This window comes from Marinifilum sp. JC120, assembly GCA_004923195.1.
In the GTDB taxonomy this organism is placed as follows: Bacteria; Desulfobacterota; Desulfovibrionia; order Desulfovibrionales; family Desulfovibrionaceae; genus Maridesulfovibrio.
Genome location: RDSB01000001.1, coordinates 328,270 through 350,653, shown reverse-complemented (window position 1 = coordinate 350,653; position 22,384 = coordinate 328,270). Strand labels below are relative to the sequence as shown.

20 protein-coding genes are annotated in these 22,384 nt (G+C 48.5%); 12 read left to right on the top strand and 8 right to left on the bottom strand.

The window, feature by feature from the left end; translation table 11 throughout:
- Positions 1 to 70 precede the first annotated feature (70 nt).
- From D0S45_01685 to D0S45_01630, 12 genes are all read left to right on the top strand, one after another.
- A complete protein-coding gene (locus tag D0S45_01685; protein TIH20077.1) occupies positions 71 to 973 on the top strand; it encodes a branched-chain amino acid ABC transporter permease LivH in 903 nt (300 codons plus the stop codon).
- A gap of 68 nt (positions 974 to 1,041) precedes the next feature.
- A complete protein-coding gene (locus tag D0S45_01680) occupies positions 1,042 to 2,265 on the top strand; it encodes a branched-chain amino acid ABC transporter permease (protein TIH20076.1) in 1,224 nt (407 codons plus the stop codon).
- Positions 2,258 to 3,061, top strand: coding sequence for an ABC transporter ATP-binding protein (locus D0S45_01675; GenBank protein ID TIH20075.1), 804 nt, complete (start codon positions 2,258 to 2,260; stop codon positions 3,059 to 3,061). Before D0S45_01680 ends, D0S45_01675 begins: the two co-directional genes overlap by 8 nt.
- Entirely contained in the window at positions 3,054 to 3,761 is a 708-nt protein-coding gene (locus tag D0S45_01670; protein ID TIH20074.1) for an ABC transporter ATP-binding protein, read from the top strand. Before D0S45_01675 ends, D0S45_01670 begins: the two co-directional genes overlap by 8 nt.
- Positions 3,762 to 4,248: 487 nt before the next feature.
- Complete coding sequence (gene guaB / locus D0S45_01665) at positions 4,249 to 5,706, top strand: IMP dehydrogenase (GenBank protein ID TIH20073.1); 1,458 nt, start codon at positions 4,249 to 4,251, stop codon at positions 5,704 to 5,706.
- A gap of 12 nt (positions 5,707 to 5,718) precedes the next feature.
- Positions 5,719 to 7,266, top strand: coding sequence for a glutamine-hydrolyzing GMP synthase (locus D0S45_01660; GenBank protein TIH20072.1), 1,548 nt, complete (start codon positions 5,719 to 5,721; stop codon positions 7,264 to 7,266).
- A 381-nt stretch (positions 7,267 to 7,647) separates the two neighbouring features.
- Complete coding sequence (tatB, locus tag D0S45_01655; protein TIH20071.1) at positions 7,648 to 7,983, top strand: twin-arginine translocase subunit TatB; 336 nt, start codon at positions 7,648 to 7,650, stop codon at positions 7,981 to 7,983.
- Positions 7,980 to 9,128, top strand: coding sequence for a twin-arginine translocase subunit TatC (tatC, locus tag D0S45_01650; GenBank protein ID TIH20070.1), 1,149 nt, complete (start codon positions 7,980 to 7,982; stop codon positions 9,126 to 9,128). The genes tatB and tatC overlap by 4 nt, the downstream gene beginning before the upstream one ends.
- Positions 9,129 to 9,166: 38 nt before the next feature.
- The gene (gene hisB, locus D0S45_01645) at positions 9,167 to 9,754 is read left to right on the top strand and encodes an imidazoleglycerol-phosphate dehydratase HisB (GenBank protein TIH20272.1); all 588 of its coding nucleotides are present in this window, start codon (positions 9,167 to 9,169) and stop codon (positions 9,752 to 9,754) included.
- Positions 9,754 to 10,410 carry a hypothetical protein gene (locus tag D0S45_01640; GenBank protein TIH20069.1) on the top strand — a complete coding sequence of 219 codons (657 nt, stop codon included), beginning with the start codon at positions 9,754 to 9,756 and terminating at the stop codon, positions 10,408 to 10,410. The genes hisB and D0S45_01640 overlap by 1 nt, the downstream gene beginning before the upstream one ends.
- Positions 10,407 to 11,135 (top strand): 1-(5-phosphoribosyl)-5-[(5-phosphoribosylamino)methylideneamino]imidazole-4-carboxamide isomerase, encoded by a 729-nt coding sequence (hisA, locus tag D0S45_01635; protein ID TIH20068.1) that lies wholly within the window; start codon positions 10,407 to 10,409, stop codon positions 11,133 to 11,135. The genes D0S45_01640 and hisA overlap by 4 nt, the downstream gene beginning before the upstream one ends.
- Before the next feature lie 117 nt (positions 11,136 to 11,252).
- Positions 11,253 to 11,459, top strand: coding sequence for a heavy-metal-associated domain-containing protein (locus D0S45_01630; GenBank protein ID TIH20067.1), 207 nt, complete (start codon positions 11,253 to 11,255; stop codon positions 11,457 to 11,459).
- 65 nt (positions 11,460 to 11,524) lie between these two features.
- Here the strand turns inward: D0S45_01630 and D0S45_01625 are convergent, their stop codons facing one another.
- From D0S45_01625 to D0S45_01590, 8 genes are all read right to left on the bottom strand, one after another.
- The gene (locus D0S45_01625; protein TIH20066.1) at positions 11,525 to 13,360 is read right to left on the bottom strand and encodes a hypothetical protein; all 1,836 of its coding nucleotides are present in this window, start codon (positions 13,358 to 13,360) and stop codon (positions 11,525 to 11,527) included.
- Between the two features lie 176 nt (positions 13,361 to 13,536).
- Positions 13,537 to 13,800 (bottom strand): RNA-binding protein, encoded by a 264-nt coding sequence (locus D0S45_01620; GenBank protein ID TIH20065.1) that lies wholly within the window; start codon positions 13,798 to 13,800, stop codon positions 13,537 to 13,539.
- Positions 13,801 to 14,213: 413 nt separating this feature from the next.
- Complete coding sequence (gatA, locus tag D0S45_01615) at positions 14,214 to 15,677, bottom strand: Asp-tRNA(Asn)/Glu-tRNA(Gln) amidotransferase subunit GatA (protein ID TIH20064.1); 1,464 nt, start codon at positions 15,675 to 15,677, stop codon at positions 14,214 to 14,216.
- 21 nt (positions 15,678 to 15,698) lie between these two features.
- The gene (gene gatC, locus D0S45_01610) at positions 15,699 to 15,992 is read right to left on the bottom strand and encodes an Asp-tRNA(Asn)/Glu-tRNA(Gln) amidotransferase GatCAB subunit C (GenBank protein ID TIH20063.1); all 294 of its coding nucleotides are present in this window, start codon (positions 15,990 to 15,992) and stop codon (positions 15,699 to 15,701) included.
- A 106-nt stretch (positions 15,993 to 16,098) separates the two neighbouring features.
- Positions 16,099 to 18,168 carry a hypothetical protein gene (locus D0S45_01605; protein ID TIH20062.1) on the bottom strand — a complete coding sequence of 690 codons (2,070 nt, stop codon included), beginning with the start codon at positions 18,166 to 18,168 and terminating at the stop codon, positions 16,099 to 16,101.
- Between the two features lie 202 nt (positions 18,169 to 18,370).
- The gene (gene dnaK / locus D0S45_01600; GenBank protein ID TIH20061.1) at positions 18,371 to 20,290 is read right to left on the bottom strand and encodes a molecular chaperone DnaK; all 1,920 of its coding nucleotides are present in this window, start codon (positions 20,288 to 20,290) and stop codon (positions 18,371 to 18,373) included.
- Positions 20,291 to 20,378: 88 nt separating this feature from the next.
- Positions 20,379 to 20,957: a nucleotide exchange factor GrpE gene (grpE, locus tag D0S45_01595; protein ID TIH20060.1), complete on the bottom strand. Its 579-nt coding sequence runs from the start codon at positions 20,955 to 20,957 to the stop codon at positions 20,379 to 20,381.
- Between the two features lie 143 nt (positions 20,958 to 21,100).
- Positions 21,101 to 22,312, bottom strand: a complete 1,212-nt coding sequence (locus D0S45_01590; GenBank protein ID TIH20059.1) for an aminopeptidase — start codon at positions 22,310 to 22,312, stop codon at positions 21,101 to 21,103.
- Between the last annotated feature and the right edge of the window lie 72 nt (positions 22,313 to 22,384).

Sequence of the window (22,384 nt, the reverse complement as noted above, 5' to 3'; positions counted from 1 at the left end):
TTTTTAGCAATTCCGGTTCAGGGGGCAGACCTTAAGTCTGTCCCCTGACTCTTGATTCAGCAGGGTCCAAATGGAATATTTTCTGGAATTATTTTTCAGTGGTCTGACCAGGGGAAGCATCTACGCGCTCATCGCCCTCGGTTACACCATGGTTTACGGTATTATTGAACTGATTAACTTTGCCCACGGTGAAATCTATATGATCGGGGCATTTGTGGGGCTTGTTGTCGCAGGGATTCTTACCAGTTTCGGGTTCCCGGCAGCTTCCATCGTCGTTCTGGCTTCCATTGCTGCGATAATCTATGCCGCAGCATATGGTTATACTATTGAAAAGATTGCATACCGCCCGTTGCGTGGTGCGCCGAGACTTTCTCCGCTCATTTCCGCCATCGGTATGTCCATTTTTCTTCAGAACTACGTGATGCTGTCCCAGACTTCAGACTTTCTTTCCTTCCCCAGCCTGATTCCTGAGTTTAATTTTCTCGGGAAGTATGAATCCATGGTCGGCTCATCTGACTTTGTCATCATTGTCGTAGCCGCAGTGGTTATGGTTGCTCTTAATCTTTTTATCAAATTTACCAGAATGGGTAAGGCCATGCGCGCCACGGCTCAGAACCGTAAAATGGCTATGCTCGTAGGCATCAATGTTGATCAGGTTATTTCAGCCACCTTTGTTATCGGTTCCGCTCTTGCGGCCGTGGGCGGGGTGCTTATTGCCTCACACATTGGGCAGATCAACTTTTTTATTGGGTTTATCGCTGGTATCAAGGCTTTCACAGCCGCTGTTCTCGGCGGAATCGGTTCCGTTCCCGGTGCTATGCTGGGCGGTCTTATTCTCGGCTGGACCGAGAGTTTCTGCACCGGATATGTTTCCAGTGACTACGAAGATGTTTTCGCCTTCGCATTGCTGGTTCTTATCCTCATCTTCAGGCCTTCCGGGTTGCTTGGAAAGGCTCCGATCCAGAAGGTGTAACAGCTCGGCTGATGGTGCGGGAGCTGTCTCCCGCTGATTAAAAATGATAAAAATGGATAATTTTTAATATGGAAGGCTTGAAAAAATCTATACTGGCTTCATTGTGGTTCATGTTTTTGACCCTGCCCATTATGGGGGTCTTCGTGAATACCATTGATAAGTCTGTAACCTGGCATTTTGACCGGGTTTTATATGTAGGGGTAGCTGCTTTTGTTTTATCCTACCTCTGGCGTTTTATGCTGGAGCGCAAGGAAAAGGGCCAGAAGGCAGAAGAGCAGGCCAGCGTTGAAAAGGTAACCCTTTTCAGCAAACTCATGTCCAACCCCAAAGTATACTGGCCTGCACTTATAGCTGTGGCCGGTTTTGCCGTTGCATTTCCCAAACTGTTTTCAATGTATCAGGTTAACGTTATGACCTCGGCACTTATTTACGTGGTGCTGGGGCTGGGGTTGAATATTGTTGTAGGTCTGGCGGGATTGCTCGACCTCGGTTTTGTGGCATTTTATGCGGTAGGGGCTTATTCCTACGCACTCATGAACATGTATTGGGGAATAAGCTTCTGGGTGGCTTTGCCGCTCGGTGCTTTGCTGGGTGCTCTTTGTGGTATCTTGCTCGGTTTTCCGGTGCTGCGTTTGCGCGGTGACTATCTCGCCATCGTAACCCTTGGCTTTGGTGAGATTATCCGCCTTGTGCTGGAAAACTGGGGGACATTCACCCATGGACCTTCCGGTATTTCCAATATTGCTCGTCCTGAGTTTTTTGGTTTTGCCAAAGGGTTTATGGCCCAGATCAATTTTATGTACTATCTGATGCTGGTCATGGTTATTTTTACCATCTTTGTAGTCAACAGGCTCAAGAACTCCCGTATCGGACGTGCATGGCAGGCTCTTCGTGAAGATGAAATTGCTTGTCAGGCCATGGGTATCGATAAGATGAAGACCAAGCTGATGGCCTTCTCGCTGGGTGCTACATGGGCAGGGCTGGTCGGTGTTGTCTTTGCTGCCAAAACTACTTTCATCAACCCGGCATCATTCACCTTCCTTGAGTCGGCAATCATTCTTTCCATCGTTGTTCTCGGTGGTATGGGCTCAATTCTCGGGGTAATTCTTGGTGCACTTGTACTGATTTTGTTACCGGAGTATATGCGGGATTTTTCGGAATATCGCATGCTCATTTTCGGTGCGACCATGGTTCTGGTTATGGTTTTCAGGCCACAGGGACTGGTTCGGGATGTTCGCAAAAAAATTGATATCAGCGCAGTGAAAAAGGCTTTAGGTGGCGCCCATGAGTAATGAAAGAAGAACAGTTCTTGAAGTTAAGGGCGTCAGTAAAGATTTTGGCGGTCTGCGCGCCCTGGATGATGTTGATCTTGATGTGAAAGAAGGTGAGATCGTAGCTCTTATCGGACCCAACGGAGCGGGTAAGACAACTTTCTTCAACTGCATTACCGGAATATATAACCCCACTGAGGGTGATGTTAATATTGATCCGTATGGCGAGGGCTTCAAACGCATTAACGGCATGAAGCCTAATAAAGTGACAGAAATGGGAATGGCCCGTACATTCCAGAATATCAGGCTTTTTCCTTCAATGTCAGTGATTGAAAATGTCATGATAGGCTGTCATTGCCGGACCAAGGCTACCTTCCTCGGCGCGGTTTTTCGTGATCCTCGAACCCGCAGGGAAGAGCAGGAGACCATCCTTAAGAGTTATGAACTTTTGCAGGAACTCGGTCTTGACCAGTTTGCTGATGAATTGGCCCGCAACCTGCCTTATGGTGCACAGCGTAGGCTGGAAATAGCCCGTGCTTTAGCAACCGATCCATTCATTCTACTTTTGGACGAACCCGCAGCAGGTATGAACCCGCAGGAAACAACAGAACTTGAAGAGCTGATCGTTTCCATTAAGGACAAGCATAAAATCTCGGTTCTGCTCATTGAACATGATATGAAGATGGTTATGTCTTTGTCGGACCGTTTGTTCGTGCTTGAATACGGGCGTGAAATTGCGCACGGCACACCGCAGGAAGTCAGCGAGAACCCCGCTGTAATCAAGGCTTATCTCGGGGAGGAACTCGTCGATGCTTAAACTTAAAAACGTAAATACCTTTTATGGAAATATTCAGGCTCTGCGCAATATTAATATTGAAGTAGGGCAGGGTGAAATTATCACCCTCATCGGGGCCAACGGAGCAGGCAAAACCACTACTCTGATGACTATCAGCGGTGTTGTGCCTCCCCGCACAGGTGAAGTTCTTTACAACGGTGAGCCTATCCATAAGGCCAAGCCGGACAAGATCGTAAAGATGGGAATTTCGCAGGTTCCTGAAGGGCGTCTTATCTTTCCTGATCTGACCATTACCGAGAATCTCGATATGGGCGCGTTTCTGCGTGATGATAAGGATGGCGTCAAAGCTGATATGGATCATGTATTTGAGCTTTTTCCTATCCTCTGGGAACGTCGCAAGCAGCTTGGTGGTAACCTTTCCGGTGGTGAGCAGCAGATGCTGGCAATTTCCCGCGCGCTTATGGCCCGGCCCAAGCTTTTGCTACTTGATGAACCTTCGCTCGGACTTGCTCCGCTGATCATCCGTCAGATTTTTGAGATAGTTAAGAAAATCAACGAAGAGAGCGGCACGACTGTTTTCTTGGTTGAGCAGAATGCGAATCTCGCCCTGAAGACAGCGCATCGTGGTTACGTTATGGAAAACGGGGAGATTATTCTTTCTGACACCAGCGATAAGCTTCTTGATAACGAGGATATCAAAAAAGCATATCTCGGATTGTAGATAGTACATCGAATGCCTCCGGCGGCCTGCCGGGGGCATTTGTTTTGATGCGCTATGCGCTTTTAATAATGATTGATTTTGCCTCCGGCGGCTCAAACCCTTTGAAAAGGGTTTGAGAATCCCAAACTTTTTTTAGTTAGGCTTCGCTGCTTTTTGTGAAAAAATATACTAGGATTCTCTGTCCCTCGAAGAGCTTCTGGAGGCAATATAAGTATTGACAAAAATCGGCCTTGCAAATATGCGGTGCCGAACACTTTTAATAACTTTTTGGTTACGGCCTTGAGTCCGTGGCAAAAAAGTATATAATCAGTTCATAAAAGATTGAAATTCCCGGCAGGGAAGAACCTGCCAAAACTCCTGTGAAACTGATGGCACCGCTGCCCGGTAGATCGCCAAAAACGACCGGGGCGGTCCCTTGAGAGGAATCATAATGTAATGATTTCTCTTTTCTTTTAGATAATATTTCAAATCATTTTGCGAGGGCAATATGGAAAAGGTAGTAGGTCAGGCTCTGACTTTTGACGATGTTCTGCTTTTGCCCGCCTATTCGGAAGTTCTTCCCGATAGTGTGGACGTATCCGCCAAACTCACCGAAGAGATCACTCTTGGAATCCCACTGGTCAGTGCCGCAATGGATACTGTCACCGAGTCCAAGATGGCGATCCAGATGGCCCGTCATGGCGGTGTCGGCGTTGTTCATAAAAATATGAGCGTACGCGATCAGGTCCGTGAAGTTGAAAGGGTTAAAAAGTCTGAGTCCGGTATGGTTACCGATCCCATCGTAGTTCATCCTGATGATACTGTGGGCAAGGCTCTCGACCTTATGGCCGAATTCAAGATTTCCGGTTTTCCTGTTGTAAAGGGTGAGCACCTTGTAGGTATCATTACTAATCGTGACGTTCGTTTCATTACCGACCGTAATGTTCCTGTTTCCGAAGTGATGACCAGCCGTAACCTCGTGACCGTGCTGAAAGGAACTTCTTCAGAAGAAGCAAAACGTCATCTGCACACCAACCGCATTGAAAAACTGCTGGTTGTTGACGAGGAAAATAAACTTACCGGGCTGATCACAATTAAAGATATCGACAAGGTTAAAAAGTACCCCAATGCTGCCAAGGATTCAGCTGGTCGCCTGCGTGTAGGTGCTGCTGTCGGCGTTGGTCGTGATCTTATGGAACGCAGCTCTGCGCTTATTTCCGGTGGTGTTGACTTTCTTACTCTTGATTCCGCTCATGGTCATTCCAAGGGTATCCTTGATTCCATTAAGGAACTTCGTTCCTGCTACCCCGATGTTCAGATCATAGGCGGTAACATCGCGACTTACGACGGCGCTATGGCACTTATCGATGCCGGTGTTAATGCTGTTAAAGTTGGTATCGGTCCCGGTTCTATCTGCACCACCCGCGTTGTTGCAGGTGTAGGTGTTCCGCAGATCACCGCTATCATGGAAGCAGCTCGTGCTTGTCAGGAACGCGGCGTATGCGTGATCGGTGATGGTGGTATCAAGTTCTCCGGCGATGTTGTTAAGGCTCTGGTTGCGGGTGCTAATACCGTAATGATGGGCTCCATGTTCGCTGGTACTGATGAAAGCCCCGGTGAAAAAGTTCTTTATCAAGGTCGTAGCTACAAACTCTATCGCGGCATGGGTTCCATCGACGCAATGAAGAAGGGTAGTTCTGACCGTTACTTCCAGAAGGATACCAACAAACTGGTTCCTGAAGGAATCGTCGGCCGAGTTCCTTACAAAGGACCAGTTTCCGACAGTGTCTACCAGATAATCGGCGGACTCCGTTCCGGTATGGGTTATGTTGGTTGTGCTAATATTGCTGAAATGTCAGAAAAAGCACAGTTCACCCGCATGTCTCCCGCCGGTTTCAAGGAAAGCCACGTACATGATGTAATTATTACCAAGGAAGCACCCAACTACCGGGTTGATTCCTACTAATCAGGAGTCGTCATGCAGCACGATAATAAAGTAATTATTCTGGATTTCGGTTCTCAGTTTACTCAGCTGATCGCCCGTAGAATCCGTGAAGCGGGTGTATATTCCGAAATTCACCCTTGTAATGTTGATCCGCAGAAGATCAAGGATCTCAATCCCGGTGCGCTTATCCTCTCCGGTGGTCCTTCCTCCGTTTTGGAAGATGAGTCTCCGCAGCTTGATCCTTCTCTGCTTGAGCTGGGCGTGCCTGTTTTGGGCATTTGCTACGGCATGCAGCTTATGACCAACGATCTCGGTGGTCGCGTTGTTTCTTCCGAAGACCGTGAATACGGCCGCGCCGAATTTAAAGGCTCTGCTGATTGCGCTCTCTTCGAAGGAATCGAAGACGTGGAAAAACTCACCGTCTGGATGAGCCACGGTGATCGCGTTGAAGCTATTCCCGAAGGTTTTGAAGTTTGCGGTACTACCGAATCCATTCCTTTCGCAGCCATGGCTAATGATGACAAGAAAATGTACGCTCTCCAGTTTCACCCCGAAGTGGCCCACACCGAGAGCGGTACTACCATCATCAACAACTTTGTTTTCAAAATTGCCGGTCTTAAAGCTGACTGGACCATGTCCTCTTTCGTAGAGAACTGCATCAAGGAAATGCGCGAACAGATTGGTGACAATCAGGTTGTTCTCGGCCTTTCCGGTGGTATTGATTCTACTGTTGTTGCTGTTCTGCTGCACAAGGCCATCGGCAAAAGACTGCATTGCATCTTTGTTGATAACGGTCTGCTGCGTATGCACGAGCGTGAAGAAGTCATCGGCTTCCTTGAAGAGCATTTTGAACTCAACGTTAAGTGCGTTGATTCCGCAAAGCTTTTCCTTGATAAGCTTGAAGGCGTTGAAGATCCTGAGAAGAAGCGCAAGCTTATCGGTTACACCTTCATTGATGTTTTCAACGAAGAAGCAACCGCGCTCAAGGATGTTAAATTCCTCGCGCAGGGAACTCTTTACCCCGATGTAATCGAGTCCGAATCTTTTAAAGGCCCCTCCGCAGTAATCAAGTCTCACCACAATGTTGGCGGACTGCCCGAAGATATGGATCTCGAGCTGGTTGAACCTCTGCGTGAACTTTTCAAAGACGAAGTCCGTAAGGTTGCTTACGAACTGGGTCTGCCCGAGTTCATTATCTGGCGTCAGCCTTTCCCCGGTCCGGGTCTCGCTATCCGCATTCTGGGTGAAATCACTGAAGAGCGTCTTGAAATCCTGCGTCAGGCTGACAAGATCGTACAGAATGAAATGCATGCTTCCGGCTGGTACCGCAAGGTCTGGCAGGGCTTCGCTGTTCTGCTGCCGCTCAAGACTGTCGGCGTAATGGGTGATGACCGTACTTATGAGCACGTCATTGCACTGCGCATGGTAGACAGTCTCGATGCCATGACCGCTGATTGGTCCCGCATCCCTAACGATATCCTCGCCCGTATGTCCAACCGGATCATCAACGAGGTAAAAGGTGTTAACCGTGTTGTGCTGGATATTTCCTCCAAGCCGCCGGCAACCATCGAATGGGAATAATTTATTTCCCGTAATTGAATTATTTAAATGCCCTCGACTTTTTGTCGGGGGCATTTTTTTTCAAAAAAATATAATTGTTGAGAAGGTGATTTCGTGCGTCTGCCCGGATAAATAATATGATGCTAAACAAAAGATAAGAGCGATGACCTGTTAAGCTGGTTATGTTGAATGCTATGTGTCTTGCGGTATTAATTGGCAAATAGTTGAAGGTGAGCCGGTTACACTGAATTTCAGTGGCGATAAGACGTAGATAAAGTTTTAGAAATCGGTTACAAGACGTCAGCAAATTTTGAAAAAGTCTACGCTGGGTTCCAATTGGGTCCGTGTCGGCTTTCCGCGCATTAGCGTGTTTTTTATTGTCGCAACGAAGAAGGAATTAATATGTTCGGTATCGGTTCAACAGAACTTATCGTAATTTTGGTTGTAGCTCTTATTCTCATCGGACCCCAGAAACTTCCGGAACTTATCAAGAATCTTGGTAAAGGTCTTTCCGAAGTAAAGAAGATGTCCAATGATGTGAAAAGCACTCTGGATGCTGAAATTTCCGCTGCTGACGAAGAAAGGGTGCAGAAGGAAGATGCTAATCGCGAAGCTGCACGCAAGAAAGCTGAAGCTGAAGCTATGGAAAAAGCACGTCAGGCCGAGGCTGAAAAACAGACTTCTGACACTGAAGAAAAAGTTGCTGAAGCACCTAAGACCGAGAGCGAGAAAGCATGAGTTCAGCGGAGAAAGATTCGCGTGAAGTAGGGCAGGAGAATCCTGAAGATAAAAAACAGGCTGAGGATACTGCCGAGGAGTCCTTGAATTCCGAAGAGGAAAACGCCGAAAGCACAGAGTCCGAAGCCGGACTTCCTGCTGAAAAAGATGCGGCTGATTCCGCGTTGGCGGAAAAGGATTCTGCTGAGAATGATGAGGACGCAGACGAAGACGATGAGGAGCTGGACGAAGAAGAAGCTCCCATGACTTTTCTGGAGCATCTGGAAGAATTGCGCCGCCGTTTTGTCAGGATTTTTCTGGCTTGTGGTCTCGGTTTTCTGGCCTGTTATTCTTTTGCCAAGCCGTTATTTTCCCTGCTCATGGCACCGCTGGTTGCGGTTCTGCCTCCTGATTCCACACTGATTTTTACTTCCCTGCCTGAAGGTTTTGTTACTTATCTTAAGGTTGCTTTTGTGGCCGGGATTTTTACTGTTTCTCCATATATTTTCGCCCAAGTCTGGGGGTTTATTGCGCCCGGGCTGTACGAGCATGAGCGTAAGTGGATGATCCCGCTGGCTTTTCTGTCTGCATTTTTCTTTGTGGGCGGAGCCTTGTTCGGGTATTACGTGGTGTTCCCTTTCGGCTGTGAATTTTTCATGGGTTTTGCTGATGAGTTCATTAGGCCAATGCCGACCCTGCGTGAGTATTTGGGATTTTCTCTCAAGCTACTCTTTGCTTTTGGGATTATTTTTGAGCTACCGCTGTTTATCTTTTTCCTTGCCAGACTGGGTGTCGTTACTGCCGAAGGACTGCGCAGCAAACGCAAGTACGCAATTCTGGTTTGCTTTATCTGCTCCGCACTTCTGACTCCGCCGGACGTCATGACTCAGACTCTGATGGCCGGACCCCTGATTATTCTTTATGAGATCGGTATTTGGGTGGCTTACTTTTTCGGTAAGCGCGGCGGCAGGAAGCTGAAAAAGGCCCAGGCTGAAAATGACGGCCCGGATGATTCCGGCCCTGATGGTGGAGAAGGCGCAGAACTTGCTGGCGAAGACAATTCTTCCGAAGCTAAGCCTGCTGCTGAAAAAAAGCCTGAAGCTGAGAAGAAAAAGAAGCCCAAGGCTAAAGATTCCGGTTACGACGAAGATTTGATTGAAATGTAATGGCTGTCAAAGAGGCCGCACACCAAGAGAGGTTGGTTTTGTCACATAGATCCGCATCAATTGCCCGTACCACCAAGGAAACCGATATTTCCCTGAAGCTTAATATTGACGGCGAAGGCCGTACTGATATTGACACCGGGGTGGGGTTTGCCGACCATATGCTGACCCTGATGAGTTTCTGGGCCGGATTTGATCTTGATCTGAAGTGCAAGGGTGATCTCGAAATTGATTCGCACCATACGCTTGAAGATATTGCCATTGTTTTCGGGCAGGCCCTGTCCGAGGCCATGGGAGATAAAAAAGGCATCAACCGTATCGGTTTTGCTAAAGTCCCCATGGATGAGGCTTTGGTGGAGGTCGTAATTGACCTTTCAGGAAGGGCCTATCTTGTGTATGATGACGACATCCTGCCCCCGATAATTGCCGGGGATGAAAGGGATGTCTGGCGTGAATTTTTCAAATCACTGGCTTTCAAGGCCGGTATGAACCTGCACATCAAGTTTGAATACGGACGCAACGGTCACCACCTGCTCGAGGGTGCGTTCAAGGCTTTAGGTCTTGCTTTCCGCAATGCCCTGTCCGTTGAAAGACAAGGTGTTTCCAGTACTAAAGGGAGTCTCGATTAATGAAACGGCTTTTCCCTCTACTTATTCTCTGCGTTTTCGCCCTTGTCGCTCTCGGTGGTTGTGCCAGTAAGAGTGAGATTGTTAAACTCCCGCGTCCTACAGGAAAGCTTGCGGTTGCCGGGTTCACCAATCCAGTGTTCAATTGGGAACTTCTGGCTGGGTATCTGCCTCATGAAGGCAAGCCTATCAAGAAGGATATCTTGCAGCAGCTTGATGCAAAAATGGTTGGCGTGCTTTCCAAGCACAATGTTACCGCTTTTGCGCGACCTGCCATTACCCGCCAGTGTCAGGAAATTGAAGTTTTCGAAAATTTAGGTGGCCGTCGCGAAGCCGCTTTTGCTTATTGGGTAAAGGTCGGCCAGTGCATGAGCGCCGACTATATTCTGGTTCCGCAGATTCTTTTCTGGCAGGACCTGCGCGGCATGCAGAAGGCGGATTTCAACATCCAGCCCGCATCTGTGATTATTGATCTGTATCTTATCGATGTTAACAACAGGCGCATCATCAGAAGATTTCATTACGACGAAACCCAGCAGCCTCTAACCGAGAACATGCTGGAAGCTGGCACTTTCTTTAAGCGCGGCGGCAAGTGGGTTACCGCAATGCAACTTACTGATGAAGCTCTTGAGACAGGACTTATGGAGCTTGGTTTATGATCGTTTTTCCCGCTGTGGATATCAAGGACGGCGTATGCGTACGCCTCTCACAGGGACAGGCTGATGCTGTCACCGTATTTTCCAGTGATCCCGTTGCCCAGGCTAACTACTGGGAAAATCAGGGCGCAAGGTATCTGCACGTAGTAGATCTTGACGGCGCATTCAGTGGAATGCCCAAGAATTTTGACCTCATCAAAGATATTTGCAGCCAGCTCAGCATTCCGGTGCAGCTCGGTGGCGGTATCCGTGATATTGAAATTGCTTCCAAATATATTGAAGCAGGCGTTAAGCGACTCATCATAGGCACCATGGCCCTTGAGGACGAGGAAACTTTTGCTAAGCTCTGCGCCAAGTTCTCCGGTCAGATCGGGGTGTCTCTCGATGCAGTTAACGGACAGCTCAAGTCTCGCGGCTGGGTAGAAGATGCTGGTATCTCCATTTTCGACATCATCCCTCGTATCGAAGCTGCCGGAGCCGCATTCATCATCTACACCGACATCAGCCGTGACGGCATGCAGACAGGTGTAAACGTAAATGCAATGGCAGAGCTTTGTTCCAAGACCAAGCTTCCGGTTATCGCAGCCGGTGGCGTAGCGACTCTTGAGGATGTAATCAATCTTCAGCCGCTGGTATCCAAAGGTCTCGAAGGCGCAGTTTCCGGTCAGGCAATCTACACCGGGACTCTCAATTTTGCTGAAGCTATTGAGTGGATTGAGAATAATTAATTGAGTTGATGCTTTTATAACTACATGATACGAGTTCTCAATTAGAGAACAGGGCGGTGAATTTTTCCGCGCTCCAAAATAGCTTAAGTATTCAGAAGTGAATAAAGGAGATTATCCATGAAAAAAGTAGAAGTAAAAGGCATGAGCTGCATGCATTGCGTAAGATCCGTCGAGAAGGCTCTTAGTGGTATCGAAGGCGTTACTGACTTAACAGTCAGTCTTGAAGACTCATGCGTTACCTATGAAGAATCCAGCCCGGTAGATGAAGCCAAGGTCAAGGAAACCATCACCAAGATCGGTTTTGAGGCTGGCGAAGTTAAGTAGCTCTTATTTTATATGAAGTTTTAAAGCCCCGCACTCATCCGAGTGCGGGGAATTTTTGCGTTCTATTAGCGGCGCAGCTTGTTTCGCAGGGCAAAACCGAAGAGGGCGGCTTGGAGGGTTATGGCGGATACTGAGAGGCCTTTAAGGAGGTAGTGGTAGCCGTCAAACATAATTTCCGTTGGAAATTTAACTTTTAGCAATGGCATGTACCATACAGCATCCTTGATCCAATTGGTGTTGTCGTTTTCAAAATTTAGATAAAACTGAACTGCGAATGGTAATAGCACCATCGTGAAAAATAAGAATCCAGCCCTGAACGGTTTCTCTCCGTATCCACTGATAACATAGTAGATATTCAAATAAATTTTAGCGAACCATCTTTTGTGCTTTTTGAACCCATCCGGGCAGTAAATGATGCATATAATTGCTAGCAGCATAACCGATACATATGATGTGCTGCCTGCAAGTAATGCAATTACAACAGAACCTAGAAAGGCTATAATTAGTAGCAGTGGTTTTAAAGAAGTCTTTTTTAGTTGCTCTCTAAGCATTTCCTTTTCTTTATAATGCCAAGCTGATGCTTGTATTTCATCATTGTTTTCACGGGCTACTTTTTTTAGTCGGCGGTAGATCTCTTCAAGTGTTTTGAATCGTTCTTTATCTTTCAAAACTAGTTCATCAGAGACGGCATTCATGCCTTTTACTTCAGGCCATGTACATTCTGTAAATCTAAATGATTCAATGTTTGTTTCGGTTAGTTTCAAGTGAGATAGATCAACTAGTTCGATTAAAATTGTTTCCTTAGAAATTGTTCCGGCGAATGATGTTTCATCATTAAATTTAGAATTGCGGAAGTAGGTCCACTCTTTGAACAGGGCGTGCCTGAACGATACTGGACCATTGAATTCGGTTTGTTCAAAGTTGGAATATTCATGAAATATAGTGTTTTTAAAAGAGGTTTTATTTTCAAATGATGAATTGTCAAAATAAACTGGTCCCTTGAATTCCATTTGGTCAAAGGTAGAATTAACAAAACTGACATTATCAAAATTAGCCTGTTTTCGTGACTCCGCTTTATAAAATGTGATTTTTTTAAAAGAAGCTGACGAAAAAATTATATCCCCGCGGAACTGTGAGCTGCGGAAATCAGCGTCCCCGTGGAACTGTGAGCTGATGAAATCAGCGGCCCCGCGGAACTGTGAGCTGCTGAAATCAGCGGCCCCGCGGAACTGTGAGCTGCTGAAATCAGCGGCCCCGCGGAACTGTGAGCTGMTGAAATCAGCGGCCCCGCGGAACTGTGAGCTGCTGAAATCAGCGKCCCCGYGGAACTGTGAGCTGATGAAATCAGCGGCCCCGCGGAACTGTGAGCTGCTGAAATCAGCGGCCCCGCGGAACTGTGAGCTGCGGAAATAAGCGGCCCCGCGGAACTGTGAGCTGCGGAAATAAGCGGCCCCGCGGAACTGTGAGCTGCGGAAATAAGCGGCCCCGCGGAACTGTGAGCTGCGGAAATAAGCGGCCCCGCGGAACTGTGAGCTGATGAAATTTATTGGGGGTAAATACATTTCGTTTTCTTCACTATATTCTGAAAATGAAATGTCGTAAGGAAAAATAGTGTCTGCAAAATTGCATCTAGGATTCCAGTCTCTCCACTGCCACTCATCCCGTTCTTCATCCTCCCCAGCCTCAATAACCCCCTGAATCCGATCAAACACCATTCCATTAAACTGCTCCGCCTCCATCAAGTCAGGCTTATCGCCACCCTCGCGCGCATCATAAAGCTCAGTAAACTTACACTCAGCAGGAGCATGAAAAATACAATACTTTTTCCCCTCAGCATCAATATAGACGATGTCGTAATCTTCGCACCAATTACTATGCTTCTCCCCAATGCAACAGCCCATGTGTACCTCTTTTAAATGGCGATTCTCAGTAAGTGGAGATTTTATATCTTATAAGGTTATGTTTAATCCAGAGGAAAAGAGTAGAGCGTGAGTTTCTTTCGCACCAAACAAAAAAACGCCCGATTCTCAAAAGAGAACCGGGCGCTAAAAAGTCTTTTAAGACTTACGGAAACAGACTACCAGCGGGGGCGTTCTGCTCTAGGCTTGGCTTCGTTAACCTTGAGGTTACGACCACCGAAGTCTTTACCGTCGAGAGCGTCGATAGCTTCGAGAGCACCGTTATCATCCATTTCTACGAAACCAAAACCACGGGGGCGACCGGTTTCGCGATCTTCGATAAGTTTAACAGAAACAACTTCACCGAAAGCTTCAAAGGATGCGCGGATTTCTTCTTCAGTAGCAGACCAAGGCAGGTTACCAACATAGATATTCTTAGACATTCAAAATACTCCAAAAAAAATAAAAAATTATATTAGCGCCCGTGCACCAAAAAAAAGGGCCGCGTACAAGATGCGTACTCGGCTCCTCGATAGACATGTTCAATTTAAACCAGCGCTAGTCACAGTTGGACCGTGCCTTCACGGGTACGGCTGGTGTTTGATGAAGAGACAATCCTCTTTTCCTCGGGTAATGTCAAGCAATACTCTGAGAAAAATGTGCATTAAATCGACATTTCTTTTGATTATCAATCTAAGGCACTGAAAAGTCGGAAGAAATTATTTAGAGGGATAATAATCAAAAGTGTTGAAATAGTACTTGAAAGGCTGCAAAGCTTGATATCTTACCGCTGATCATAAGAAAATCCCCACACTCGTTTGAGCGTGGGGATTAAGAAACTCAATCTATTTGCGTGCTAGAGCTTAACCTTGGGCAGTTCCGGGAGGTTCTTCTCAAGGATGTGCGCAGCTTGCAGCATGGTCTTTTCATCAAAGGCGGGAGCCATGAACTGGAGACCTACGGGCATTTTGGTTTCCTTGCCGAATGCTACAGGCAAGGACATACCGGGCATTCCCACTAAGTTGAGGGAGATGGTGAAGATATCCTGCAAGTACATCTGTAATGGATCGGAAGTCAGCTCACCCACGGGGAAGGCTGTGGTGGGGCATGCGGGACTTGCGATGAGATCGCAGGATTCGAATGCCTTGTTGAAGTCTTCGCGCAGCAGACGGCGAATCTGGGCGGCCTTGCGGTAATATGCATCGTAGTAACCTGCGGAAAGTACGTAGGTACCGATGATGATACGGCGCTGGACTTCGTCACCGAAAGCTTCGGTGCGGGATTTGGTGTAAAGCTCTGCCAGTTCCTTGGGATCTTCGGTGCGGTGACCGTAGCGTACGCCGTCGAAACGGGACAGGTTGGAGCTGGCTTCAGCCATTGCGATGATGTAGTAGGTGGCAATGGCGTATTCGGTCATGGAAAGCTTAACCGGAACGGTCTTGGCGCCCAGTTCCTCGGCCTTGGCGATTGCGGCGCGGCAGGCTTCGGAAACTTCTTCGGAAAGACCTTCGCCCCAGTATTCTTCGGGCAGGCCGATGGTCAGGCCGGAAAGATCCTTGCGCTCTTCAAGGGCGGCTACGAAATCGTCCATGGGCTGATCAGCGGAAGTGGAATCGCGCTGATCATGTCCGCCGATTACGTTTAGCACGCGGGCGGCATCTTCGACAGTTCTGGTCATGGGACCGATCTGATCGAGGGAAGAACCGTAGGCGATCATGCCGTAACGGGATACGCGGCCATAGGTGGGCTTAACGCCTACGCAGCCGCAGAAAGATGCGGGAAGACGGATGGAGCCACCAGTATCGGTACCCAGTGCTGCGAAACACTGTCCGGATGCGATGGTTGCGCCGGAACCGCCGGAAGAACCGCCGGGTACGCGGCTGGAATCCCAAGGGTTGGTGGTGGTCTGGTAGGCGGAATTCTCCGTGGTGGAACCCATGGCGAATTCGTCCATGTTTGCCTTACCTACTATGATGGCACCTGCTTCCTTGAGCTTGGCAACTGCGGTGGAATCGTAAAAGGGGGTGAATCCTTCGAGGATCTTGGAGCCTGCGGTAGTGGGGATGCCATTAGTAGCCAGTGCGTCTTTGATGACAACCGGAACACCCCAAAGCGGCTTGGATGCATCAGGACCAGCAGCGTCCATTTCTTCGGCCTGTTTGAGTGCTTCATCGTTGCAGATGGTCAGCAGGGCTTTGGTTGCGGGTTCGCTTTTTGTGATCTGCTCAAGGCAGGCTTTGACAGCTTCTGTGGCGGTCACTTCCTTGGCCATGAGCATGGCGTGGATTTCAGTGAGTGATTTTTCTATGAGTGAGGACATTATATATCTCGCGTATTCAAGTTAAACAATTCTAGGTACAACAAAATATTTACCGTCAGAATCAGGCGCATTGGAAAGAATTTCATCTCTGGTGTGTTCTTTCCTGACCTCATCTTTGCGCAGTCTGGTGGTGTGTTCTACCGGGCTGAACATGGGCTCCACTTCGCTGGTGTCGATCTCGTTCAACTTGTCCATGTATGAGAGGATGTTATTGAGCTGTCCTGCAAAAAGTTCAGTTTTTTCTTCTGAAAGATCAAGACGGGCCAGTCGCGCAACTCGCGCTACTTCCTCAAGATTGAGTTTCTCATCACTCATTGGTTTCTCCTAATAGCATTATTGTATGATAGCGGCGAAGCCATAATAAAAGGTTTTGGGATTTTTAAACCCTTTTGCAAAAGGGTTTAAACCCGCCGAAGGCAATCTATTGTTCAGTCTTAGATCCGTCAAGTTCAGCAGCTTCGGCCTGCTTGGCTTCGAATTCAGCCTGCTTTTCTTCCCAGGCTTTTACACGCGCCTCGCGTCTGGCCTTGGCCTTGGCGAGAGTGTTGCTGACCAGATCCGCATCAATGCGGGTCTTGCCGTTCTGCTCGGGGCGGAAAAGGTAAAGCTTCTGGCTTGCATGGCCTTCTGCGTTCCAGCTGATAGGCGCGAGACTAAAATCCATGTGCTGTGCATCGTTGATACGGGCATTGACGGTCTCAGCGGTCCAGCCTTCGGAAAAGGTGCCGAGACGGCCTGCAAATTTGATAAAATCGTAACCAAGCGCAACCCAGAAGTCAGGTGTGCCGAGACCTTCGCGATTCATCACATGTTTGAGGCGCGCGGCTCCGTCACTGGCAGGCCACCATGCTCCGGGCGCAACGGTCAGACGCAGGTTGCGAGCTTCAACGTCACGGGCGGAGTTAAGAGCCTGACTCCAGAGTTCCGGGCCGAGGAAGACAAGTGTGTCTGCCTCATGAAAAAAGAAGTGCGGAATCAAGAGTTGTGCCTGATGCCATGTGTCGGGAATGAATACCGCACCGAAGTCTGTTTCAGCAAGGGGTGCATCCTCGCCCAGACCTTCCGCTTCGTTCTGAGCCTGTTTCTGGGGAGCACGAACCAGCTGCCCAACAACTTTTCCCCATTTGGGGAAATCGCGAGGCGGGTATGATTTCATGCCGGTGATTTTAGCTCCGCGCATGGAGGCCATATCAAAGAATTTTTTGGACATCTGGCGGCCGAATTTTTCCTGCGGATAAAGCACGGCCAGCTTGGTGATTCCCAGATCGTTGACCGCAAGGTCGAGTGTGGAGCGAATCTGGTCCTCAGGGCTGGAGAAAAATCTCCAAGCCTGCTTGCCTTCCTCTAAATTGCCGGGTTTGGCAAGGAAAGAGAAGGTAACTTTGTCCGCGTAAATTCCGGTCTGTTCCATTTGTTTGAATGCTTTAACGCTGATGGGGCCACCGATGGTGGTGTACCACGGGGGCAGATTCTGGAGCTTTTCCAGCCAGTCCGGTGCTTCGGTGTTGATGACCTGTACGTCTACGTCGAGTCCGGCCTTGGTCATTTCCCACTGGGCTGCACCCGCACCGCGCACGATTTTCCAACCGTATTCCTGAAAGCGACCGGAAATGGGTAATACGAGGGCGATGCCAACACGCGGGATGCCGTATTCACCTTCAAGCCTGCTCAGAATAGCGGTGAAGAAAGTTCTATCAGCGATTTGGCCGTTCTGGATGATTCCGCTCATGGTGCGCCATGACATTGGCCAGTATTCGGTAGCTTCAGATTGCCGAACCGCTTTTTCGAAAACAAGCAATTCGTAGGGAAATTTCAGGTTTGCACCGCTGGGAACGAGAGTGGCCATGACGTCGATTTCAGCCTTGCTCTTTTCTTCAAGACCTTTCATGACCCATTGTTCCAGCTCCTTTTTGTTGGTCTCTTCGGGAGCAATGGCGTAGAGCCTTTCAAGTGCTTCCAGAGAACCGGCATCCTGAGTCATGCCGGAAAGATTCTTACCTGCTGTAGAGCGGATCTCCCAAGGCAGGAAAGGGTCTTCCATGGTCTGGGAAAGATGGGTTCTCAGCTTAGGAAAATCTTTGATGGCTGTGAGAGTGTCGAAGTAGTAGCTCTGCCAGACCGGAGAGTTGCTCGCTTCATCGGAAAGTTTTTTCCATTGTTCAAGGCGGGCTTCGGCTTCATGATAGTGCCCGGATTTGAATGAGCTTACCGCCAGTCTTTCCGTGGCCGGGAGGATTACCCGTTCCGGGATGTCGGTGCGCTCCAGCAGTCTGGTGTAGTAAAGTTCGCTGGTGATGTAATCCCGTGTCCGCCAAGCCTTGTCCGCTTCACTGACCAGTGCCTGTGTTGTCAGCATTTCTGTGGAAACAGTAAGCATTTTTACCGGCTGTTTCTGGAGTGAAATACAGCCCGATGCGGCAAAGATAAAAGTCGCCAGAAGCACAATAGCAAAAATATGATTTGAAAGGCGCGCGGCCTTGTCTCTATTCATTGAGTTTTCCATGCAAAGTTTGTGGCCCATGAAAGTAAATTCGTCAAGTTTAATGCCTAAAAGACGGGATAGTCTAACGAAGTGGCGAAGCCTATTGAAAGGGTTTAAGCCGCCGGAGGCAAAAAAAATCCGGCCTTCATTTACTAATGAAGGCCGGATTAAATTATACTTTACTAATCAGCTATGCAAGTGCGGACGCTAATTATTTTTTCTCGTCTTTAACTTCGGTGAAGTCTGCGTCGACGACATCTTCGTCTGCGGATGCTGCACCAGCGTCTGCTGCGCCTTCAGGACCGGCTGCGCCTTCTGCGCCAGCAGTATTCTGCTGTGCGTAGAGCTGTTCAGCAAGCTTGTGGGAAGCCTGAGCTAGAGCGTCGGTAGCCTGTTTGATGGCTTCGGGCTCTTCAGTTTCGAGAACTTTTTTGAGTTCTTCGCTTTTGGCTTCGATGTCAGCTTTGAGTTCAGCATCAACGTTGTCGCCAACTTCGCGCAGGGATTTCTCTGTGGTGTAGATCAGAGAGTCAGCCTGGTTGCGGGCTTCAATGAGTTCCTGCTTTTTCTTATCGTCTTCAGCGTGGGACTCAGCATCTTTAACCATCTTCTCGATGTCTTCTTCGGAAAGACCGGAAGAAGCAGTGATCTGGATGGACTGTTCTTTACCGGTACCCATATCCTTAGCGGATACGTTTACAATACCGTTAGCGTCGATGTCGAAGGTAACTTCGATCTGGGGTACGCCGCGGGGAGCTGCGGGAAGTCCGGTCAGCTCAAAACGACCGAGGGTCATGTTATCGGCAGCCATGGGACGCTCACCCTGCATAACGTGGATGGACACGGAGGGCTGGTTGTCAGCCGCTGTGGTGAACACCTGGCTTTTGCGGGTGGGGATGGTGGTGTTTCTCTCGATGAGATTGGTGAGAACGCCGCCCATGGTTTCGATCCCCAGAGACAGAGGAGTAACGTCGAGCAGGAGAACGTCTTTAACGTCACCGGCAAGGATACCACCCTGAATGGATGCGCCCATTGCAACAACTTCGTCCGGGTTAACGGAACGGTTAGGTTCCTTACCGAAGAATTCCTGCACTTTCTGCTGAACGAGAGGCATACGAGTCATACCACCGACGAGAATAACTTCGTCAATGTCTGCTGCGGTCAGGCCTGCGTCTTTCAGTGCCTTCTGGCAGGGAGCCTTGGTGCGATCAACAAGGTCTTCGACCAGTTTTTCCAGCTTGGAGCGGGAAATCTTGACCATCAGGTGCTTGGGACCGTTCTGGTCAGCTGTGATGAAGGGCAGGTTAACTTCAGTTTCCATTGCAGTGGAAAGTTCTTTCTTTGCTTTTTCGCCAGCTTCTTTCAGACGCTGAAGAGCCATACGGTCAGCGGAAAGGTCAATGCCGTTTTCACGTTTGAATTCATCGACGAGGTACTGGATTACAGCGTTGTCAAAGTCTTCACCGCCGAGGAAAGTATCACCGTTGGTAGCGCGAACTTCAACAACGTTGTCACCTACTTCGAGGATGGAAATATCAAAGGTACCGCCACCGAGGTCGAATACCGCGATTTTTTCGTTGGCTTTCTTGTCAAAGCCGTAAGCCAGAGAAGCAGCGGTGGGTTCGTTGATGATACGTTTTACTTCAAGACCTGCAATGCGGCCTGCATCTTTGGTAGCCTGACGCTGGGAGTCGTTGAAATATGCGGGGACAGTGATAACTGCTTCGGTTACTGGTTCTCCGAGGTAGGTTTCAGCGTCTTTTTTGAGCTGCTGCAAAATGATTGCAGAAACTTCAGACGGGCTGTATTTTTTGCCGTCGATTTCAACCCAAGCGTCTCCGCCTTTGCCGTCTACGATGGGGTAGGGGCAGTGGGAAGTCCATTTTTTTACTTCAGGAGCACTTGCCTGACGGCCCATGAGACGCTTGATGGCGAATACGGTTTTTTCAGGGTTGGTAACAGCCTGACGTTTAGCGATTTCACCAACGAGGCGTTCTTTGTCAGTGAAGCCTACGATGGAGGGAGTGGTGCGGCCGCCTTCTGCGTTGGTAACGCATTTGGGGTCTTTACCTTCCATAACATAAACGCAGGAGTTGGTAGTACCGAGGTCGATTCCGATAATTTTAGACATATATAAATTCCTCCAGATGTATTTTCAAATTTACTGCATTATGATTTAAGGCCTGATTCTCAGTTGTAAAGAGGGCAGGCTATAAAAATCAGGATAATTTATTGACCATTACTTTTGCAGGGCGGATAACGCGTCCTTTGAGGACATAGCCGCACTGCATGATCTGGGCGATGCTTTCAGCGGGAAGATCCGCATCCTGTGCCATGCCCATGGCTTCATGAAAATTGGGGTCGAACTCTTCACCTATCTTACCCACAGCTTCGAGGCCGTGCTTGGCGAGTGTTTCCAGAAACATTTTTCTGGTCATATCCACGCCGATCACGAAGTCTTTGCAGGCGTCAAGGTTCTGGGCGTGGTTAAGAGCGAGGTCGAGGTTGTCCAGCACAGGCAGCAGATCGGAAAGGATGGAGTCCGCCGCGAACTTTTTCAGTTCAACAGTCTCGCGGGCGAGTCTCTTTTTAATGTTTTCCGTCTCAGCCAGTGCGCGGAGCCGTTCTTCCTTGGCTTCTCCCATCACATCACATGCGGGACAGACGTGTTCGCGGCAGAGGGCTTTGAGTTCGTCTTCGCTTAGGGTCACTTCATTCTCAGCATCCGCGGTTTCTTCAGTTTCAGTTGCCGCGGTTTCCTGTTCATTAATTTCTTTATTATCGTCTTTTCCAGACATGGACTCTCCGGTGTCATGAATTAGCGGCCTGAGACCTTTTAAAAAGGACAGTCAGACCGCACAATTAGACAAATAAGCATCCCGCATATCTTGTCAACACATGAAAGGGGATCAAAGGGAACTTTTTTTAAATTCATGGTGTTTTAATCCATTTTGAACCGTCCGCCCTCGTAAATAGTCACTTTTTCCCCATCGGCAAGGTTTGCGGTAACAATTTTTTCTTCGGTATTAACTAAGTCCCAGTGGATGGCGGAGGTGTTTAAGCCAAGAGAATCCATCATCATTTTATCGAGGATTTCAGGAGGTCCGGCAAAAGTTTCGCTAAGGGACTGGCCTAGCGCGATGTGGCTACTTCCGTGTTCTCCTCCGAAATTTTCATCCAAAATGGTCTGGGCCATGAAGTGGTCTACCCGCGAGATGGAAGCATCGGTCAGCGAAAATTCACCAACCCGGCGAGCCCCACCATCTGCCCGAAGTTGATCGAGTAGGAATTTTTCTCCACCCATGGCTTTCACGCGCATGGCGATGCCGTCCATGAATTCGATCTGCACTCCGTAGGTGGCTTTATCCATATGTAATGAAGGGAGGTCCGCGTAGTAGATTCCGTTTACAGTACGGCAATCAGGGGAAATATAAATTTCATATCCGGGGATGTTCTCACCTGCGGCTCCTTGCCAGCGTCTGTTCTCACCGGGAGAAAAAAATAAATCGCAAAGCTCGGATTGCATGCGGATGGTTTTAATATCAAGAGAAGTCAGCCAGCGGGCAATTTCGTTGGTGCGTTCTGAAATTTTCTGCCATTCACGGGCCGGGTCAGGCATATTGAGATAGCAGGCTCTCATCAGCCTAGTGGTGTAATCTTCAATGGAGAGGCCGGACTTGGCAGCAAGTGCCACAGTGGGGTAAGCGCATTCAGTCCATGCCAGTTTGCCGTGAAGCTTTCGTTTTTCGATTGCCTGTCGGAAGGAATGCGAACCATTGCGGTTTTCCATAATTGAGCGCGGGTCAACTTCGGTCATGGCCTCCACCTCTTCGGGAGCATGGATGCGGATAACTCCGGCTGCCTGTTCGTACATTTCTTCTTTGCCAGGAGGAAAGAAGGTTAGTTGGCCGTAGCTGGAATTAATGTACAGCTCCGCCTTCATGGCCGGAGTCAGTCCAGTCTCCATGACCGGGTGCAGGTGTTTTTCAATGAGCAGCGCATAGAGGGCTTCCGCTAGCGGCGTTGCAAGGTAATCATATTTAATTATGATAATGTCTTTGTTTTTAAGGCCGTCTTCTTTCTGGCTGTTTAATGCCCAGAGCAGAACTTTTGCATATTGGCGCAGGTCTTCGTAAGTAATTAGCTTTTTCATATATAAATAATGGTTAGAAAGGTGGTTTATCTGAGTACTGTAAATGTTCCGTAAAATCTAATCTACAATAAA

Bases quoted from the DNA above. Each gene is read 5' to 3' on its own strand.
- D0S45_01670 (TIH20074.1), top strand. From the start codon at position 3,054: ATGCTTAAACTTAAAAACGTAAATACCTTTTATGGAAATATTCAGGCT.
- tatC (TIH20070.1), top strand. From the start codon at position 7,980: ATGAGTTCAGCGGAGAAAGATTCGCGTGAAGTAGGGCAGGAGAATCCT.
- dnaK (TIH20061.1), bottom strand. From the start codon at position 20,290: ATGTCTAAAATTATCGGAATCGACCTCGGTACTACCAACTCCTGCGTT.
- D0S45_01685 (TIH20077.1), top strand. From the start codon at position 71: ATGGAATATTTTCTGGAATTATTTTTCAGTGGTCTGACCAGGGGAAGC.
- D0S45_01660 (TIH20072.1), top strand. From the start codon at position 5,719: ATGCAGCACGATAATAAAGTAATTATTCTGGATTTCGGTTCTCAGTTT.
- D0S45_01640 (TIH20069.1), top strand. From the start codon at position 9,754: ATGAAACGGCTTTTCCCTCTACTTATTCTCTGCGTTTTCGCCCTTGTC.
- grpE (TIH20060.1), bottom strand. From the start codon at position 20,957: ATGTCTGGAAAAGACGATAATAAAGAAATTAATGAACAGGAAACCGCG.
- D0S45_01620 (TIH20065.1), bottom strand. From the start codon at position 13,800: ATGTCTAAGAATATCTATGTTGGTAACCTGCCTTGGTCTGCTACTGAA.
- D0S45_01590 (TIH20059.1), bottom strand. From the start codon at position 22,312: ATGAAAAAGCTAATTACTTACGAAGACCTGCGCCAATATGCAAAAGTT.
- D0S45_01605 (TIH20062.1), bottom strand. From the start codon at position 18,168: ATGAATAGAGACAAGGCCGCGCGCCTTTCAAATCATATTTTTGCTATT.
- D0S45_01675 (TIH20075.1), top strand. From the start codon at position 2,258: ATGAGTAATGAAAGAAGAACAGTTCTTGAAGTTAAGGGCGTCAGTAAA.
- guaB (TIH20073.1), top strand. From the start codon at position 4,249: ATGGAAAAGGTAGTAGGTCAGGCTCTGACTTTTGACGATGTTCTGCTT.
- gatC (TIH20063.1), bottom strand. From the start codon at position 15,992: ATGAGTGATGAGAAACTCAATCTTGAGGAAGTAGCGCGAGTTGCGCGA.
- D0S45_01630 (TIH20067.1), top strand. From the start codon at position 11,253: ATGAAAAAAGTAGAAGTAAAAGGCATGAGCTGCATGCATTGCGTAAGA.
- hisA (TIH20068.1), top strand. From the start codon at position 10,407: ATGATCGTTTTTCCCGCTGTGGATATCAAGGACGGCGTATGCGTACGC.
- D0S45_01680 (TIH20076.1), top strand. From the start codon at position 1,042: ATGGAAGGCTTGAAAAAATCTATACTGGCTTCATTGTGGTTCATGTTT.
- gatA (TIH20064.1), bottom strand. From the start codon at position 15,677: ATGTCCTCACTCATAGAAAAATCACTCACTGAAATCCACGCCATGCTC.
- tatB (TIH20071.1), top strand. From the start codon at position 7,648: ATGTTCGGTATCGGTTCAACAGAACTTATCGTAATTTTGGTTGTAGCT.